Genomic DNA, 16,840 nt, shown 5'->3' with positions numbered 1-16,840 from the left:
TCCCTCTGCCGGTTGACAGAGGGACGGAAGAATTATTGGTTTTTCATAAACTCTAACACTTCTAAATCAATCTTGCCTTTCTCCTGTTCTCTTTCTTCGAAGTTTTCGGTGTGAATGTAGGAAGTTAGCGCTTTATGGAGCTCCTCTTCGTCAGATGGATCTGCCTTCAGGTAATCGAGACGCTTGAGATGCTGGACGACGGTTTCCTTTACCTCACCCTCAATTGCAACTACGTTCTCAGGCTTTGATTTTGCAAAATAGAGCTGCTGAAGTCCGTAGATGCGGATGAGTTCCGTAATTGGTTCGGGATGGTCATCTACACGCAGATCGATATAGCGGTCATTATAACCGCCGTAGCCCCCCTTCTCCTTGACAACAAGAAGTGCTGCAGACTGCTGGCCCCTGCTGTCTCCTCCGGCTTGCTGGCCGGCATTGAGCGCTTGCAGCAACCGGTGAGCGAGCGACCCTTCCGTCGACTCAAACGTTTCAGCCATCGCCTTTACAGTATTCTCATCTACTAAAATATTTCCCTGTGCCGCGAAATGCTTCCCTGCCACCCCGCCTGCCCAGTCATAGCAATATGTACCTGTAAACGTTGCACCGTTTCCTTCGGCGTCGATCAAGCCGACCTGGCGCATTTCCTTGTCAGGGTCATCCTTCGTGATCAGCTCCATAACTTCCTCAGCAGATTTTCCCTGCGCCATTAACTCCAGTGCCCGCGGGCCATAAGCGGTATTCGCATAAGACTGGGTAGCCACAGCACCCACTCCCGCCTTCGCAAACGGCACGACTGCCCCAACTCCAAGAAATTTGGATTGAACCGCAATCCCCCACTCTTTTTCCTGCGGATCATAACCTACTATCGAAAATGTCATATGTATCGCCTCCTGTAGAAATTATTTCGGCACCCGGTATAAAATTCCCTTCTGGGGAACAAATTAAAACCCACAGCCAATTTCTGACTGTGGGTAGAGTTTAAGGTTCTTTTGGCTGGCGGCGAGATTCAACCAAGCCGTTGCAACCATTCTTATTGAGCTTCAATCAAGCCATATCGTCCGTCGTTACGCTTGTAAACAACGTTTGTTTGGTTTGTTTCAGCGTTTGTGAACACGTAGAAACTATGGCCAAGCATGTTCATCTGCAGAATTGCTTCCTCACTATCCATTGGCTTGAGGTCGAAGCTCTTCGTACGGACAACTTCCAGATCCTCTTCATCTTCAACCTGCTCAACTTCTGTGAAGATCGGCGCGAAGTCCTTCAGGCTATCCTTTTCACGGAATTTGCGGTTGACTTTTGTTTTGTGCTTGCGGATTTGGCGCTCCAATTTGTCCGTAATCAAATCGATCGCCGCATACATATCTTCATGAAGCTCCTCTGCGCGAAGCACTAGGTCCTTCATCGGAATTGTAATTTCAACTTTTGATTTTTTATCCTGGTAAACTTTCAGGTTAACGTTCACATTGGCATTGGGTGACTCGGTAAAATACCGGTCAAGCTTCGCAACCTTTTTCTCAACATACTCTCTGATTGCTGGCGTTACCTCAATGTTTTCTCCACGAATGTTGTAGTTCATAGTGGACTCCTCCTTTGGGATATGACTATGTATTACTAATTCTATTTTACCCCAAAGAACTCCTGCAAAAACAGTCTGAAGATTTGACATTTTTATGTCTGTTTTTACCGTCGGAATAGTGGATATTTTGGAGGAACTTGTCCGAAAACTAAAAAACCGCCCGGATAGGCGGTTTAGTTGCGTTTATCGTAGAACATTCCATCAACGGATACGGAAGCGTATGGATTCTGGTACCTGTCCGATTTTTCCTTGTGATTCTTTAAATCCTTCAAATCCTTTTGGATAAGTGTTTTTTCCTTAACTAAAAGGATGTCCAGCTTTTGATTAAGCTTGACCACCTTTTCAGCAAGCACTGCTTCCTCAGGTTCCGGACGTTTGATGTCTTTTAATAAAACATCCCGCTCGGCAAGCAGCTTATCCAGGAGCAGAATTTTTTCATCCCGGTCGAATGTACCTTCAAGCACCTGGACGAGCTTTGCCGTTGTTTCATAAAACTTCTCTAACGGGCTCATTACACTCTTCCGTCCGGGGAGAATTGCTTTTGTCTGTTAATTTGGATGACTTGCTTCCAAGTATCACGGAATTCCGTCACAAGGCCTTCAACTTCATCCAAAATTTCAAGGTCATTCTTAATATTAGCTTCTACAAGCCTTCTAAGCATGTAATCGTACATGCTCAACATCTGCTTTCCGACCTCAATATCAGGATTAAGTGTGACCATCAGTTCACGGATAATATCCTGGGCTCGCAAGATACTATTATTTTTTTCTTGGATGTTCTTTTCACTCATCCCTTTTTTCGCTTGGTGGATAAATTTCAAGCATCCGTTATAAAGCATTAAAGTCAATTCTCCCGGTGAGGCTGTGTTGACGGAGTTTTGCTTATAGGATTGATATGGATTTGGTATTGCCATCATTCCACGCCCTTTCTAGCATTAGCCGCTGTAGAACTGCGACATCAGGTAAGCCGATTGCTCATTCGCCTTCTGGATCGCCTTTTCCATTGCTGTGAATTGGCGCCAGTAGCGGTCCTCAACTTTTATCAATCGGTCTTCAAAACGATCGATTTGCTTATCAATCGATGACAGGTTCCTGCCCAGCGTAAACTGCGCATTTGTGCGCATTGCGTTGCCGGCACGGCCTTCAATAGTTGTAATCGTATTTTTAATGGTTGCCCTTAATTTTCTGGCGATTCCTTGTTCACTTTCTACTGTGCTTTCGTTTGTAAAAAGTTTATAGATTGCATTTGGATCATTTTTTATTGCTTCACGAAGCTTGTTTGGATCTATTACAAGCTTACCTCTGTCCAAGTAGTTTTTGGAAGTGGTGATGCCTATCTCAGCCAGCTGATCGTAGTTATCATTAACAGCATCAGTATCATTACCAACTCTGCCGTAAAGGTCCATTCTCATCTTGTTCAAAGTACCAGAGAGAATGGAATCGTTGCGCAGCATCCCGCTTTTCGCTCTTTCATCCCACATTTCCGCTTGCTTTTCAGTCATCCCTTCCCTTTCCTCATCAGAAAGCGGCTGATATTTACGGAAGCGTTCCTCGGTTACCTTTGAATTGACTCCAGCGATAGTTTCATTGTATTTATTAACGAAATCGGTAATCGATTTAAAAACAGCTTCTTCATCAGTGGCTGAGTTGACCGTAACAGTGTTTGTGCCTGTTGTTTGTTTCAACGTGTATTCGAATCCGTTGATGACGAAGGTGTTGGTTGGACGTGTAGTAGTGAGTCCATTAATCGTGAATTCAGCGCTTGTTCCCACTTTTCCCCTTGATGCTCCTGCTGCAATATCACTGTCTGTATCAAGATTGAGCTGATTTGTCAGGAAATTGCCAGAAAGCTTTATTTCAGCACCTGCTGTGTTATCCCCAGAGTTTTTAGCTGTAATGGAGACTTTACCTTCAACTGAGTCGTAGAAAGCAACTACTCCAGCGTTGGAATTATTGATTTTATTAATGACAGAATTCAATGAATCATTTGCTGGATCAATTGTAATTTCAACTGGAGCTGCAGGCATGCTGCCATCCTTGCCAATCGCTTCAATATAGATTTTTGTGTCAGCCGTATTATAAGGAGTGACGAAGTTATCCTTCTGGTCTGCTAACTTTCCATTTGGATCAAAATTTGTGTTCCCAATTCTAGAGGAACTGACCATATTTGCTGATTCAGCAAGTCTATTTACACTTATGCTCGAGTTGAGATTCGATGTGGCATTAATATTCCTTACCGAAACCGCTGCCTCATTCGAAGTTGTCACTGTCTTCTTCGAAAAAGTTGATTGGCGAAACACGCCATCAAATATAAAATTATCAAGATCTGCGAGCAATTTATTCATCGCCCGGTAATCGTCTCGCTGCCATTCAATTATCTGTTTCTTCTGATGCAGCTTGTTCAACGGGATTCTTTCAGCTTTCATTAAGTCGCCTACAAGCGTGTCGATGTCCATGCCACTTGCAAGGCCGCCGATTCTTACCATAAATTCTGCACCTGCCTTTAAATCTTTTTATCTACTATTAGTCCTAGGAATTCCGTCATTGCCGCGTAAAAATCCAGCATTTTCTTCGGCGGGATTTCCCTGACAACTTCCTTTGTTTTTTCATCTACTAAAGTTACATAGTATTCCTGCAACTTTTCATGATATTGGAATTTTAATGAAGTCTGGCTTTGTGAAAGGTATTTATTCAGCCCCTCAACTACACCTTCAAGTTTTTCTTTTGGAACAGTCTGTATCCCTTCCTCAGCAGGAATAGGGCCCGGATTCTTTTCGGGTTCGGCTTGCGCACCGATGTTATCAATTTTCGTCTTAATCGTTTCGTAGATGTATGTACCAGGTGTATCTGAAGAGAGACGGTTAATCATGCTATTGCCTCCTCTAAAGCGCATATTATATTTAATATATCGGCCTGTTCGCCACAACTCTTTAACTTTTTGTGAAAAATAAAAAAGCTTCCTCGCACGGAGAAAGCATTACGTATAAATATTGATGAGCATACCCTCGATTTCGCCAACAAGTCCCAACAAATCAATTCCCTTTTTCTCTTTATCGAGGATATTGTTAGTTAAGTCAATGAGTTTGCTGTCCACTTCTTTTACAAGCTTGTAAACTTTTGAAGAACCACGCTGGCTGAAGCCCCGGTGCTCTTTTAACTCAAGTCCGTTTTTTACCGCGTCTTCCATGAAATCTTTAACGAGTTTTTTATATTTTTTCAGGTTCTCGACTGACCTGGTATCCACCAGTTTTTTTCCCTGATCCTCAATTTCTTTCATTTTCTTGCTCAAACGTTCAAAAGTAACATCCGTGCGACGCTGGCTGACTACTTCACTGAATGAGATTGAATCCTTGGCGACTTGCTCCTTCATTCCAGTTTTATTGACCGAAGCTTTGGTAACACGTTGTATATCCATCGTACACACCCTTATACTAATCTATTTATTCCATTATAGCCGATATTTAACATAAAAAGGGAGAGGCAATTACTGCCTCTCTCCTATGGATATTATTTAAGAAGCTGAAGAACTCCCTGAGGCATCTGGTTTGCCTGTGAAAGCATTGCCTGTGCAGCCTGGTTCAGGATGTTGTTCTTTGTGAATGTTGACATTTCCTTTGCCATATCAAGGTCACGGATACGTGATTCGGAAGATGTCACATTCTCAGTCATTGTTCTCAGATTGTTTACTGTGTGCTCAAGACGGTTCTGAATCGATCCAAGACGCGCACGCTCGGATGATACCTGCTGGATAGCATCAGAGAATACCGTGATCGCAGCCTGAGCTTTTTCATGAGAAGTTACGTCTACTGCGAATTCTGTGTTTTCAGCGGAAACTCCATCATTTACATCAGCAGCAGTTGTGTACCAAACTTTTTGTTGTGTTCCATTTTGCAAAGTGACAGAAGTTTCTCCGGCAGTGTCAGCGCTGACCTTCAATGCCTTTGCACGCATATCATTAACTTCCAGAGTAACTGACTGTCCTGCATTCGCACCGATCTGGAAGTTCAATGAGCCATCCTTGCCAGTTGTTACTTCCTGGATTTCGAAGCTGAACGATCCTTCTTTTAAACCAAGGCTGTTCAAGCTTAACCCTTCAGTTACATCGAATGCCATTACAATCGGTTCTACACCATCAGCAACGCTTGGTGCAACTACCTGTTCAACGCCGCCCATTTCTACTGAATACTTGTAGAATGGCTGAGCTCCAGTTGTACTGAAAGTGATTTTATCTCCGTCAGCCATATCTGCAGATGCAAACTGGAATGAGATACCGTGATTGTCATAAAGCCCCGTTTCACCCACTGTATCCGATACTGTAGGAGTGCTTCCGCCAGCTGGTGTGAATTTGACTAGCCAGTCAGCACCATTCTTTGTAAGGTTCCAATCGCCAGCTTCTGCTGCAGTGGTAACCATGATTGGCTGCACAAATGTTACATCATTATTACCTGTATTCGCTGCTGCGAATCCTTGCTGCAGCGTACCTACAGTGCCTGACTCAGCATCAATAGTGAATTCGGCTTTATTTCCTGCCACGAATCCTGAGGCATCTTCAATGCGGAAAGAGATTCCGTGATTGTTATATTGCTCTCCGATTGTGTAAGTATCATTGATTGTGCCTGAGCTGTCTTTCACGCTAAAAGTAGCAGCGTCAAGCATTTCAAGAGTGATTGTATCATTCAGAGCTGGTGCCGGATTTCCCTGGCCACGGTCATAAGTTATGCCATTTCCAGTAAATGTAGGTGTTGCAGAGCCAGTAATCGTCAAATCACTAGCAGAAAGTTCAACCACTTCTGTTTCTGCTCCATTCGCTAGCAATGCCCCCGCCGGCGACTTGAACACATTGATTGTATAGCTGCCTGGCTCAAGCTCGCTGCCGACTGTAAGGTCCATGCCCGTCACATCATCAAACTTGCTTCCCGCTCCATCTGCAAATACTTTTCCATTTGTGGATAGAGTGTTCATCCTGCTTCCATTCAGAAGAGATGCACTGTTAAACTCAGTCGCATTCCCGATTCTATTAAGCTCGGAAGTCAACTGGTTTACTTCCTTCTGGATTTCAGCACGGTCTGTATCTGTGTAAGAGTCGTTTGCTGCCTGTACGGCAAGCTCACGCATACGCTGTAAAATATCATGGGAAGAAGATAGTGCCCCTTCAGCTGTCTGGATCAAAGAGATGCCGTCCAGTGCATTTCTTTCCGCCATTTCCAGGCCGCGGATCTGCGAGCGCATTTTTTCAGAGATGGCGAGACCTGCTGCATCATCGGAAGCTTTGTTGATGCGAAGACCAGAAGATAATTTTTCGAGGCTCTTCGCTGTGTTTGTATTGTTAACCGCCAAATTGCGGTATGCGTTCAATGCGGAAATATTATGGTTGATTCTCATTTTCTATTCTCCCTCTATCTCTCTTTAATTTTGAACCCTCATTACACTGTTTTCATATGCTGTCACTTTTCGTACAGTACTGGATTGAGATACGTTCACTTTCTTCCTTAGAACATCGCTCCATGCCTGGGCGATGGGTTGGATTAGATTGATCATTTCTCTGAGAAGGGTTGTGTCCTTTCTCAAATTCGCCTGGATAATTTGGTCAGCCATATAGTTATACAGCATGTCGAGCTGCTGGCCAATCGGTCCAGCCTCATACTTCAACCCGACTCCAAGCCTATGTAAAATATCATTTGTCCGCTGCAGCTTGGCATTTGCCTGCACATAGGACTTATCATTGATCAGCTCAATTGCCTGTTCCAGGTTATCGATGATCCCTTCATAAAGGAGGGCCGTTAGCTCCTGGGGGCTTTTCTTAAAGATGACGTCTTTTGTCAGTGCCTCCATCTTATACCTCCGTAAATGGTAACTAATGTATTTATCGGCAATACCCGCCGAAGTTTAATAGTTTTTCTCTAATTCTTCCAGCAAAATAAAAATCTCGGCAACGACTCCGTATAGTTGCGGGGGTACGGAATCCCCAAGGTCGATATCAAGCAGGTCCTGCAGCAGGGAGGAATCTTCCTGGAGATGGACATTATTTTTCTTTGCCATTTCGATGATCTTTTCAGCCACTGCACCAGTTCCCTGCGCAACGACCGTCGGAGATTTCCCCTGCTCCTCGTCATATTTAATAACAGCCGCAGAAGGCCCGTTCGCCACTCTGCGATTGATTTGGTTAAAATAAAGATTATTCATATTGTGAAATCATACCCTTTCTCTGTAAAAGCAGGGGTTAAACTCTGTTTCTCTTCACCATTTGATTCAGGTTGAGCCTCTGCAAGCTTCTTCGATTTCAGGCCCTCAAGCTTATAGCCTATCTCCTGCAAGCGTTCCGCTGACACTTCTGTTAATGGCGTAAGCTTTTGCTCAAGGTTTTCCTTGTTGCTGTTAAAAGTAATCGAGATATTGCGATTCTGTGCCGTAACAAGGATGCCCACCTCACCGAGTTTCTTTGTTTCAAGGACAAAATAAAGGCTGCAATTCTCCCAATCGATTTTTCCCCCGGACTTCTGGGAGTTGATGAACACCTTGATATTTTCCATTTTCTGATTCAGGAGGAAAGGCATTTGCATGAACAGGTTTTGCATTCCTGCTGAATCCTGCTTATTCAGCAGCTGCTGGCCAGTCAGGCTGGAAAGGGCCTGTTCCGCTTTTGCCTGCCCTTCACCTTCCTGGCTCATTTTGATCAGCAGCGATTTAACATTAGGACTAAGTTCCTCTTGATTCCCTTTTGAACCGAACACCAGATTGTTTGCAGCATCATTTTCATGTGTCAGGCCCAATCGTTTCAGTGATTCAAACACCTGGCGAGATGAATAATCCTGGTCAGGCATCGGCCTGACTGCCTGCTTGATGCTATAGGCCAGCTGCTCATCCATCGTTGGCGCAGACTTTAAGAAGCTTTGTTCACTGACGAAGTTCTGCACTCTTGTAGTCGACGGCTTAAAAATGATTTGATCAAGGACTGTTTTCACTTCTTTTACAATCTGGCTTGCCTGACTGAAATCGCCTTTCGCCAGAAGGTTTCTCGCTTCATTCAAACGGGAGCTGGCATTCAGCATTTTTTTCTCAGTCAGCATATCTGTATACAGCATGAAATTGCTTTTTAATATGGCATTATCGAGCTTGTTGATAGTCGTATCAAGCATCTGCCTGGCCGTAACCTTGCTGCCGCTTTGTTCGATCAGGCTCGAGATATTATCCAGATTCCTTGTAATATCCTGCTTGATTTTTTTAAAATCGATCGCCATCTGCGAGAGTTTTTTGGAGATTTCCGTAACCAAAATGGCCTTCGACTGGAGTCCCAGTGTTTGAAGTGATTCATTGATTGCGTACTGTTCAGCATCTGTCAATGCATGCGGGTCCGCATTCTTTTGTAAAATCGGATGCTGCTTCTCGAGCTGGCTGACGGACTCTGCTACTGCTTTTCGGGCTGCAAGCTCCCTTCCTTGCTCCGATAGCAGGTGTGCTTTTTCAAAAGAAGACTTTAACTGTGTTAAATCGAGTGTATCTTCAAAACTTTCAATAGCCTGGCCAATACTTTGCAGCATCTTTTCAACGGAAGATTCTTTTTGGGCATCTTTAATAGAAGAGTGAAAGTTTAATAGACTTTGGCTAATTTGCTCTTTATCTGCCTCTAAGAGAGTAACCAGGCTTCCCAGTGATTGGGCAAGCCTTGCGGCTGAAATTTGCTGCAGCTTCTGGCCATCTGCCACCAGTTGCGCCACTTTGGTTTTATCTTGATTTGCATTGGCCTGGTTGATGCGCTCTGTCCCAGCTTCATGGATTTGCAAAGCCTTGAGGATCTCTTGTTTTAGCGTCTGTACTTCTGGATTGGACTTGTTTCCAGCTTCAGCAACAATTCTTTGAATTTCTTTTGCAGGGATGGGCCCGTTCTTAACTTGCTGCAGTACATGTTCTATATTTGAAGGGCGTGCACTGCCGTTTGCTGCCTGCCTCCCAGGCGCCGTCTGGGATGTTTCTGGCTTAGCTGCTGGCTGTGGGGAATCAAGTTTCATTTCATTTCCTGCCGCAAGTTCGAGCAGCGCATTTTTTAGTACAGGTCCATGCATCGCCGAATGGATGGACTTTAAATGCTGAGCTGTCACCGGCAGGCTCTTTTGGGCAATCACTTTTACCGTTTCAATTTTTTCCTGGATGGTTCCAGGTGCTTCATTCATGAATTTCTGCAACACTTGAAGACTGTCTTTTGATAAAGAAATAGACTTTGCATCAAGTATTTTCACAGCATTCTTCAAATCTATGTTTTTAGCTGGATCGATTCCAGCCTTAGTAAGACGTGTATCAATGGTTTGGACTTCTGGACGTTGTAGAGACGAGGGCATATCTGCCTGGCGTAATACAACCTTTCCTTTTTCAGGCATTCCGACGACTTCAGCCAGGGTACGGTCTGAAGCAGGCACCGAGCCTTCAAACTGAGCTTTATACTCCTGGCCCTTGATGATCACCGTCGCCTCATTCGCTCCGGTTCTATCCTTGATCAGCACCGGTGTAACATCGCCGGTATTGATCCGAGTCGTGCTTTCATTTATCTGTCTTGAAACCGAATGATTTGTTACCTGTATCATCTCAACACACTCCGAACATATAAATCTACTAATTGTATCGGCTTCTATCTGATTTTTTGAATGTGAATATATGACTAGATTGCTGGGAATGTTTGCAATCTTTTAAGCCAGGCGGGAAGGAACGGCTAGGAGTCTGGAGAATAATAAAAGGTAAAATGAATTATTGGAGAGTGGCTCAGTGGTTAATCGCAATTATGGGAAATACGCTGTTCCAGAGACATTAATAAAGCTAATTGATTTGCAAAAGGAACTTGAACAAAGAGACCTGCTGCCTTACGGGGATTTATTTGGTTTGTACTTTTCATTAGACGAGGTAGACCAGCGTTATCTGAACACACCAATTGATTTAATTACTTTTGCCCGTCCTGGTTCGGATGGCATCCACTTCGGCTTCCTCACCGATTTTGGATTGGTCGAGGATTTAGAGGAGTCATATATTGTCCGGGTATCACCAATGGATTTTGATGACCCGGTAAAAATCGTCGCACGGAACTTAAGTGATTTTTTTAAGCTTATATACTCCTATCCTGCTTCTGTGGAAGTACTCGATATGAATTCAACAGAAGATGACTTTAAAAGGGCTGAAGCGAATGCTTCTGATGATCCAGTTTCCCAAGAAGTAAGGAACATTTTTAAAAATGCGTTTAATTTGGAGCATATTGAGGATTTACTTGTATATTATAAGAGTTTGAAAGAGGATCGATCGGAAGCGACTGCACTTGAAACAGGTGATGGAATAGGAATTGCCAGTGCGATTTCTGGCAGCAGCAGCCATCCGATAATGGAAGTAAGCAGAGATCAAAATCTAGAGCTGAATCAGGTTGAGGAATTTTTTAAGGCAGCTCCACCGGAGGCAAAATTAAAGTTCCTTCGCGATGCCCAATCATTTGGGTTGATTTTTGATAACATTGACCTCAAACAATATTTGCAAAATCAGCTAGAGTTGATGAACCTTAATGATGAAGCTGCCAGAATCATGTAATGTATCCCGAAGATTAAAAAGAAAGGCCCCTCATTTCGAGGGGCCTTTGCTGTTTGCTTATTTTACATCGACAATAGTCGAACCTACCACAAGGTAACCATTATCAAGATATGCTCTGAATTCTAATTCTACTTTACCCGGCTTCCAGTCAAAATCCTCACGTTCGAATTTGAAATGGCCTTTATCCGCTTGTTTAAACAAGCCGTTATTATCAACCTTAGGAGCCACTCCATTCAATGTCGCTGTCGGAACATCGAATGAAGAACGGGCAAATTCGGCCGGAAGGTTCGCCTTGACTGTAAAGATGCCCTTGTTGCCTTTAATGACTTTCGGCAGCACCTCAAGAGTTGCCGGGATGTAGACGACAAATTCCTTTTCAACTGTTGTTGTCCAGCCAGCATGGTCAGTTACTTTGATGTTTAGTGTATAAACACCTGGGTTGTCTAGAGTCATTGTATCGCCATTTTTATAGGCAACACCGTTGATCGTCACTTCTTCGCTAGCAACGCCAGAATGTTCATCGGCTGCAGTGTATGAAATGGTGAAATCGGAACCAAGTTTATACTCTTCCTGCAGGTCCGCAGAAATCGTTGGTGCTGATTTATCGATTTTAACCTGCGTTGTTTTTGCTTCTTCTTTATTTCCAGCTTTGTCAACGCTGTAATACATAACCTCATTAATGCCTTCTTCTGATACATCGAAGCTTGTACCTTCAATGAACACTGAGCCGTTGATAGAATAGTATGTTTTGTCAACTGTGCTTAAGTTGTCCTTGGCGCTCAATACTACTTCAACATCGGCGTTGTACCAAATATCCGATACATTGTCCGAGGTTACTGGAGCTTCACTGTCAATTTTAACAGTTTGCGTTTGAGTTTCTTCAATGCTGCCTGCTTCATCGACACTGTAATAGGAAACTTTGTAAATGCCGTCAGCTTCAAGCGTGATCTCAGTAGCTTCAGTGAAATTCAAACCATCTAATGAATAGTAAGTTGCAGCAACTCCACTTAAGTCATCTGTTGCAGTCAGTTCGACTGTTACTACATCTTGATACCATTTATCTTCAATGTTGGACTTTGTCATTGGTGTCTGGCTGTCAATTTTAACTGTCTTAGATTGAACATCTTCAACATTGCCTGCATGATCAACGCTGAAAAACTTCACGTTGTGAATTCCGTCGCCTGATACTGTAAACGTATCACCTTCAGCAAATTCAGTTCCGTCTACAGAGTAGTATGTCTTAGCCACACTGCTCAGCTGATCCGCTGCAGATAACTTAACCACCACATCTGCCGTTGCCCAGTTATCACTGAGATCCGAAGATGTTTCAGGCTGAGTCTTGTCGATTTTAACATCAGTAGATTTAATTTCCTCTTTATTGCCTACTTTATCAATCGAATAGAAAGATACCTTGTGTACTCCTTCATCTTCTACTGTAAAAGTCGTGCCTTTAACAAAGTCTGAACCGTCGATAGAATAATATGTCGCATCTACGCCAGTTTCATTGTCTGTAGCCGACAAATTAACCGTCACGACTTTGTTAGTCCAATCTGCAGAAGCATCCAAAGTAGTGACAGGTGCTTCCTCGTCGATGATCAACTTTGCTAGTACCGTTTCGGATGGATCGGACTCACCGAACGAGTTGCTGTAGGAGGTTACATAGTATAGGTGGTTAGCGTACGAAAGGTTTGTCAATGTATATGACAGATTATTGACTTTCTCAGCTACAAGTACTGGCTTCCCGTCAATGATTTCATAAATATTGTACCCATTTGCATAAGTAACAAAATCCCAGTAGATTCTTGCGCTAGTGTCACTTAGCAAAATCAAGTTTGCTTTAGGTGTTTCCATCTCAGGGTAAACAATTGTTTCTGTCACCAGATTCGAAGGTTTGGATTCTCCAAAGCGAGTATTATAGGAAACTACCTCGAATGAATGAGTTTTTTCAGTTAAATTATATACTTTAACACTTCTTGATGTACCCTTAGTAACTAATACTCTATTACCATCTGTTATCTGATAAACCCTGTATTCGTCTGCCCAGGCTGTTGCTGGCCAGGTCAACGTAATATTGTTTACGTTAAAAATTGTTCCAGACAAAACTGGTGTTTCCACTTCAGGCCATGTTAGGTTGAAAGTTAGCTTTGTACCTTCCGGTGATTCGCCGAATCGATCACTAAAGGAATGAATCTCATATTGGTAGTCTCCCTCTGGCATATTGACAAAGGTTGTGATTAATCCTGATAAAGTCTTTACTAATTCTTTTTGCCCATCGGTTATACGATAAATCTTATAACCAGTTGCATATTCAGCTGCACTCCAGCGCAACCTGATATCATTTCCATTAAGAATCGTTTGATAGAAATTTTCCGGTTTCTGCATTGTTGGATGGACCAGGTTAAAAGAATACTCAGAGGCTGCCAGGGACTCGCCAAAACGATTACTAAATGAATGAACCTCGAATTCATAATCTTCTTCAGGCATATTAGTGAAACTTACTGAAGTTCCGAAGACTGTTTTCTTCCAAACTTTTTCACCATTGATTATTTGAAACACTTTATAACCGGTGGCATACGAAGCGCCACTCCAGTTAAGTGTAATATCATTTCCATTTGATATGGTGTGTGTCAGATTTTCTGGCGCTTGCATGATCGGGTGAACCATTTCAAGGGTTAATGATTTACCTTCTGGTGATTCACCAAAACGGTTGCTATACGAATGTATCTCGTATTCATAATTACCTTCAGGAAGATTTTCGTATGTTACAGAAGTACCAGTTACAGTACTTTTTAAAACTTTTTGATTATCAACAATCTGATAGACTTTATAGTTCGTTGCATAATCAGCTTTTTCCCATGTTAAGATAACATCATTCCCATTTGTAACACTATTAGAAAAGTTATCAGGAGCCTCCATTGTTGGATATATAACAGAAACTACAAGGCTGTTCCCTTCTGGAGATTCTCCAAACCTTGAACTATAAGTATGAACAATATAAGTATGGTTCCCTTCTGAAACATTTACCAGTGTTGTCGTCAAACCTGCAACAGTTGTTTTCAGTATTTTCTCTTCACCAATCAGTTCATACACCATGTAATTTGTAGCAAAGTCAGTAGCTGACCAACTTAAAACTACATCGTTACCCTTTTTAATTTCGTTATTTAAGCTCTCCGGTGACTTGATTTCGGGAAAAACAATATCAACTGGTACTGCAGTACCCTCTGGTGACTCGCCAAATCGATCACTAAAAGAATGAACTTGGTAGTAATGTTCTCCCTCAGAAATATTAAAAATTGTTGCGGTAGTACCTGTTACTGTAGTTTTGAGTGTTTTTTCTCCGTTAATAATTTCATATATATTGTATTTTGTTGCATATCCAACAGGTGCCCATTCGAGTTTTAGAGTATTAACATTTGTAACAGTCTGATTTGTAATCTCAGGTGGATCCATAGTGTAGTCTTGTATAGTTACCGTTAATTGTTTACCTGCTATTGATTCTCCGAACCGGTTACTGAAAGAATGGACTATGTAAGTATGGTTTCCTGCTGGCACTTTATAAATAACCTTTGCTAATGCAGAACCTTCATACTTCAATACTTTCTCATTGTTAACTATTTCATATACTTTGTAGTTGTCTGCATATTCAACCTCTGTCCAGCTTAGAACAAGGTCATTGCCATTTCTTACACTTTGGTTTACTTCCACAGGTGCTTCCATCACTGGATGGACCAATTGGAATTTCAGGTCAGAACCTTCGTTCGACTCACCAAAAAGTGTAGAGTTTGAATGAATGACAAAATGATAATCGCCAGCAGGTAAGTTTAAGAAGCTTGTAACCGTTCCGGTTATTGTTTTCTTTAAAACCTTTTCACTGCCTACTACCTGGTATACTTTGTATCCTGTTGCATTCTCTGCAGCAGTCCAATTGAGCTTAATGTCATTGCCATTTGTGACTGTATAAGCAGGATTTTCAGGAGGAAGCATAGTTTTTCCTTTTAAGGTAAACGTCAGTTGTGACCCTTCGTCTGATAGACCAAAACGAGAGGAGTATGAGTAAACGATATATGTATACTCTCCAGACGGCATGCTTGTAAATCCTTTACTTGAATTACTAACAGCAGCAACATATTTTTTTTGACCATCAACCATTTGATATATCCTGTAACTATCCGCATATTCAGCTAAGTCCCAAGTTAAAGTGAAATCAGTTTCGTTTATGATAGTCTCTTTTAAATTGGAAGGGGCTTTTATTACTGGTAGTACGAGTGTAACTGAAAGCTGCCTCCCCTTTAGGGATTCACCGAATCTGCTTGAGTATGAGTGAATTTCGTAAGTGTATTCACCGGCTGGCATTTTTGCGAACGTGTAAGAAGTATCTGAAACAGTTGCTTTGTATACCTTTTGACCATCCACTACCTGATAGATTTTATACCCTGTAGCATTTGGAGAGGTTTCCCAGTTTAAAACGATATCATTCCCATTTTGGATTTCATGTGTAAAATTAGCTGGTGCTTCCATCGTTACCTGATCGATAGATAAGTCTACCCGGCTGCCTTCGTCAGACTCGCCAAATCGGTCACTAAACGAGTGAATCACATAAGTATGATTCCCTGCTTCTGATTTTAAATATGTAATACTTGTACCAGTCACTTTTTCACTTTTTAATAGTTTTTCCCCGTTAACTATTTCATAGATATTGTAGCCGGTTGCATAGGCAACACTATCCCATTTCAGATAGATATCATTAATGTTCTTAAGTTCATAGATGAAATTTTCAGGAGCTGTCATGACAATTTCACCAATAGTGACTGACACTCGGCTACCCTCTGCTGACTCTCCGAACCGGTCACTGTTCGAGTGAACTTCGTAGACGTATTCACCTGCTGGAGCATTAGTAAATTTTAGCGTTGTACCTGCAACTGTGTTTCTTAAAACTTTTCCTTCTGTAGTAATCTCATATACTTTATAGTCTGTTGCATATGAGACTGTATCCCATTTAAGGGTTACATCATTTCCATTTGTTATCGTATAACTAAAGTTATTTGGAACATTCATTGTTGGATATACAATATCCACTTTTACATACGGAGAAAGCTCCGACTCTCCATACAAGGAGTTGGACGCAGTTACAGCATAGGTAAAGCTTCCTTCAGGAGCATTGGTAATCTTATATGATCTTGATGTTTGTGATGCAATTAAAGATTTTTGGCCATCATCCGAAAGTTGATAAATATGATATTGGTCAGCATATGTTGATGCAGGCCAGCTTAAAGTAATATCATTTCCGTTGGATACTGCCTTGGAAAGAGTGGTCGGTCCAACCATCTCAGGATAAACGATACCGACAGATACAGGAGCACTAGGTCCGGATTCTCCTTCTGCACTAAGTGTTGAAACCACATACCTGTACGATCCTTCTGCTAGATTATTAAAGTTATAACTCGTAGCTGTAGTTTTATCACGTAATATTAGTTGGCCTTCTGTAATTTCGTATATGTTATAGCCAGTCGCACCATATACTCCACTCCATGTGAGTTTCACATCATCTGGGGTAACCAGTTGGGCTGCCAGATTACTAGGAGGGAGAACACTTGTTGAAGCTAGTGCATTACCAAGTGGATAAAAAACTTGAGAAAACATAAGGAATAATGCAAGAATAGTCAATTTCCTGTAAAACTGTCTTTCCATTAAAAATCGTCCCGCCTTTCGG

General features: G+C 42.2%; 13 protein-coding genes. 1 reads left to right on the top strand and 12 read right to left on the bottom strand.

Features of this window, described 5'->3' with window-relative positions:
• Positions 1-32: 32 nt before the first annotated feature.
• The 11 genes from DYI25_RS15325 to DYI25_RS15275 form a co-directional block, all read right to left on the bottom strand.
• Positions 33-875, bottom strand: coding sequence for a DUF1028 domain-containing protein (locus DYI25_RS15325; protein ID WP_213370430.1), 843 nt, complete (start codon positions 873-875; stop codon positions 33-35).
• 152 nt (positions 876-1,027) lie between these two features.
• Positions 1,028-1,573 (bottom strand): ribosome hibernation-promoting factor, HPF/YfiA family, encoded by a 546-nt coding sequence (hpf, locus tag DYI25_RS15320; protein ID WP_213370428.1) that lies wholly within the window; start codon positions 1,571-1,573, stop codon positions 1,028-1,030.
• A 173-nt stretch (positions 1,574-1,746) separates the two neighbouring features.
• The gene (locus DYI25_RS15315; RefSeq protein ID WP_213370426.1) at positions 1,747-2,085 is read right to left on the bottom strand and encodes a flagellar protein FliT; all 339 of its coding nucleotides are present in this window, start codon (positions 2,083-2,085) and stop codon (positions 1,747-1,749) included.
• A complete protein-coding gene (fliS, locus tag DYI25_RS15310) occupies positions 2,085-2,486 on the bottom strand; it encodes a flagellar export chaperone FliS (RefSeq protein WP_213371240.1) in 402 nt (133 codons plus the stop codon). The genes DYI25_RS15315 and fliS (DYI25_RS15310) overlap by 1 nt, the downstream gene beginning before the upstream one ends.
• Positions 2,487-2,507: 21 nt before the next feature.
• Positions 2,508-4,058: a flagellar hook-associated protein 2 gene (locus DYI25_RS15305; protein ID WP_213370424.1), complete on the bottom strand. Its 1,551-nt coding sequence runs from the start codon at positions 4,056-4,058 to the stop codon at positions 2,508-2,510.
• A 17-nt stretch (positions 4,059-4,075) separates the two neighbouring features.
• The gene (gene flaG / locus DYI25_RS15300) at positions 4,076-4,441 is read right to left on the bottom strand and encodes a flagellar protein FlaG (RefSeq protein WP_213370422.1); all 366 of its coding nucleotides are present in this window, start codon (positions 4,439-4,441) and stop codon (positions 4,076-4,078) included.
• A gap of 108 nt (positions 4,442-4,549) precedes the next feature.
• Entirely contained in the window at positions 4,550-4,987 is a 438-nt protein-coding gene (locus DYI25_RS15295) for a YaaR family protein (protein ID WP_213370420.1), read from the bottom strand.
• Between the two features lie 92 nt (positions 4,988-5,079).
• On the bottom strand, positions 5,080-6,954 hold the full coding sequence (locus DYI25_RS22620; RefSeq protein ID WP_213370418.1) for a flagellin: 1,875 nt from the start codon (positions 6,952-6,954) through the stop codon (positions 5,080-5,082).
• Positions 6,955-6,978: 24 nt separating this feature from the next.
• Entirely contained in the window at positions 6,979-7,404 is a 426-nt protein-coding gene (fliS, locus tag DYI25_RS15285; RefSeq protein WP_213370417.1) for a flagellar export chaperone FliS, read from the bottom strand.
• Positions 7,405-7,458: 54 nt separating this feature from the next.
• Positions 7,459-7,755: an EscU/YscU/HrcU family type III secretion system export apparatus switch protein gene (locus DYI25_RS15280; RefSeq protein WP_213370414.1), complete on the bottom strand. Its 297-nt coding sequence runs from the start codon at positions 7,753-7,755 to the stop codon at positions 7,459-7,461.
• Entirely contained in the window at positions 7,752-10,148 is a 2,397-nt protein-coding gene (locus DYI25_RS15275) for a hypothetical protein (protein ID WP_213370412.1), read from the bottom strand. Before DYI25_RS15275 ends, DYI25_RS15280 begins: the two co-directional genes overlap by 4 nt.
• A 178-nt stretch (positions 10,149-10,326) precedes the next feature.
• On the opposite strand from DYI25_RS15275, the gene DYI25_RS15270 reads away from it, so the two are divergent.
• Positions 10,327-11,130, top strand: a complete 804-nt coding sequence (locus DYI25_RS15270; RefSeq protein WP_213370410.1) for a hypothetical protein — start codon at positions 10,327-10,329, stop codon at positions 11,128-11,130.
• Positions 11,131-11,187: 57 nt separating this feature from the next.
• Here the strand turns inward: DYI25_RS15270 and DYI25_RS15265 are convergent, their stop codons facing one another.
• Positions 11,188-16,818 (bottom strand): OmpL47-type beta-barrel domain-containing protein, encoded by a 5,631-nt coding sequence (locus DYI25_RS15265; RefSeq protein WP_213370408.1) that lies wholly within the window; start codon positions 16,816-16,818, stop codon positions 11,188-11,190.
• Positions 16,819-16,840 lie beyond the last annotated feature (22 nt).

Origin of the sequence: Mesobacillus boroniphilus, assembly GCF_018424685.1 — a bacterium.
Taxonomy (GTDB): Bacteria; Bacillota; Bacilli; order Bacillales; family Cytobacillaceae; genus Mesobacillus; species Mesobacillus boroniphilus_A.
The sequence above is the reverse complement of the archived record's forward strand: the minus strand, read 5'-3'. Positions and strand labels throughout refer to the sequence as shown.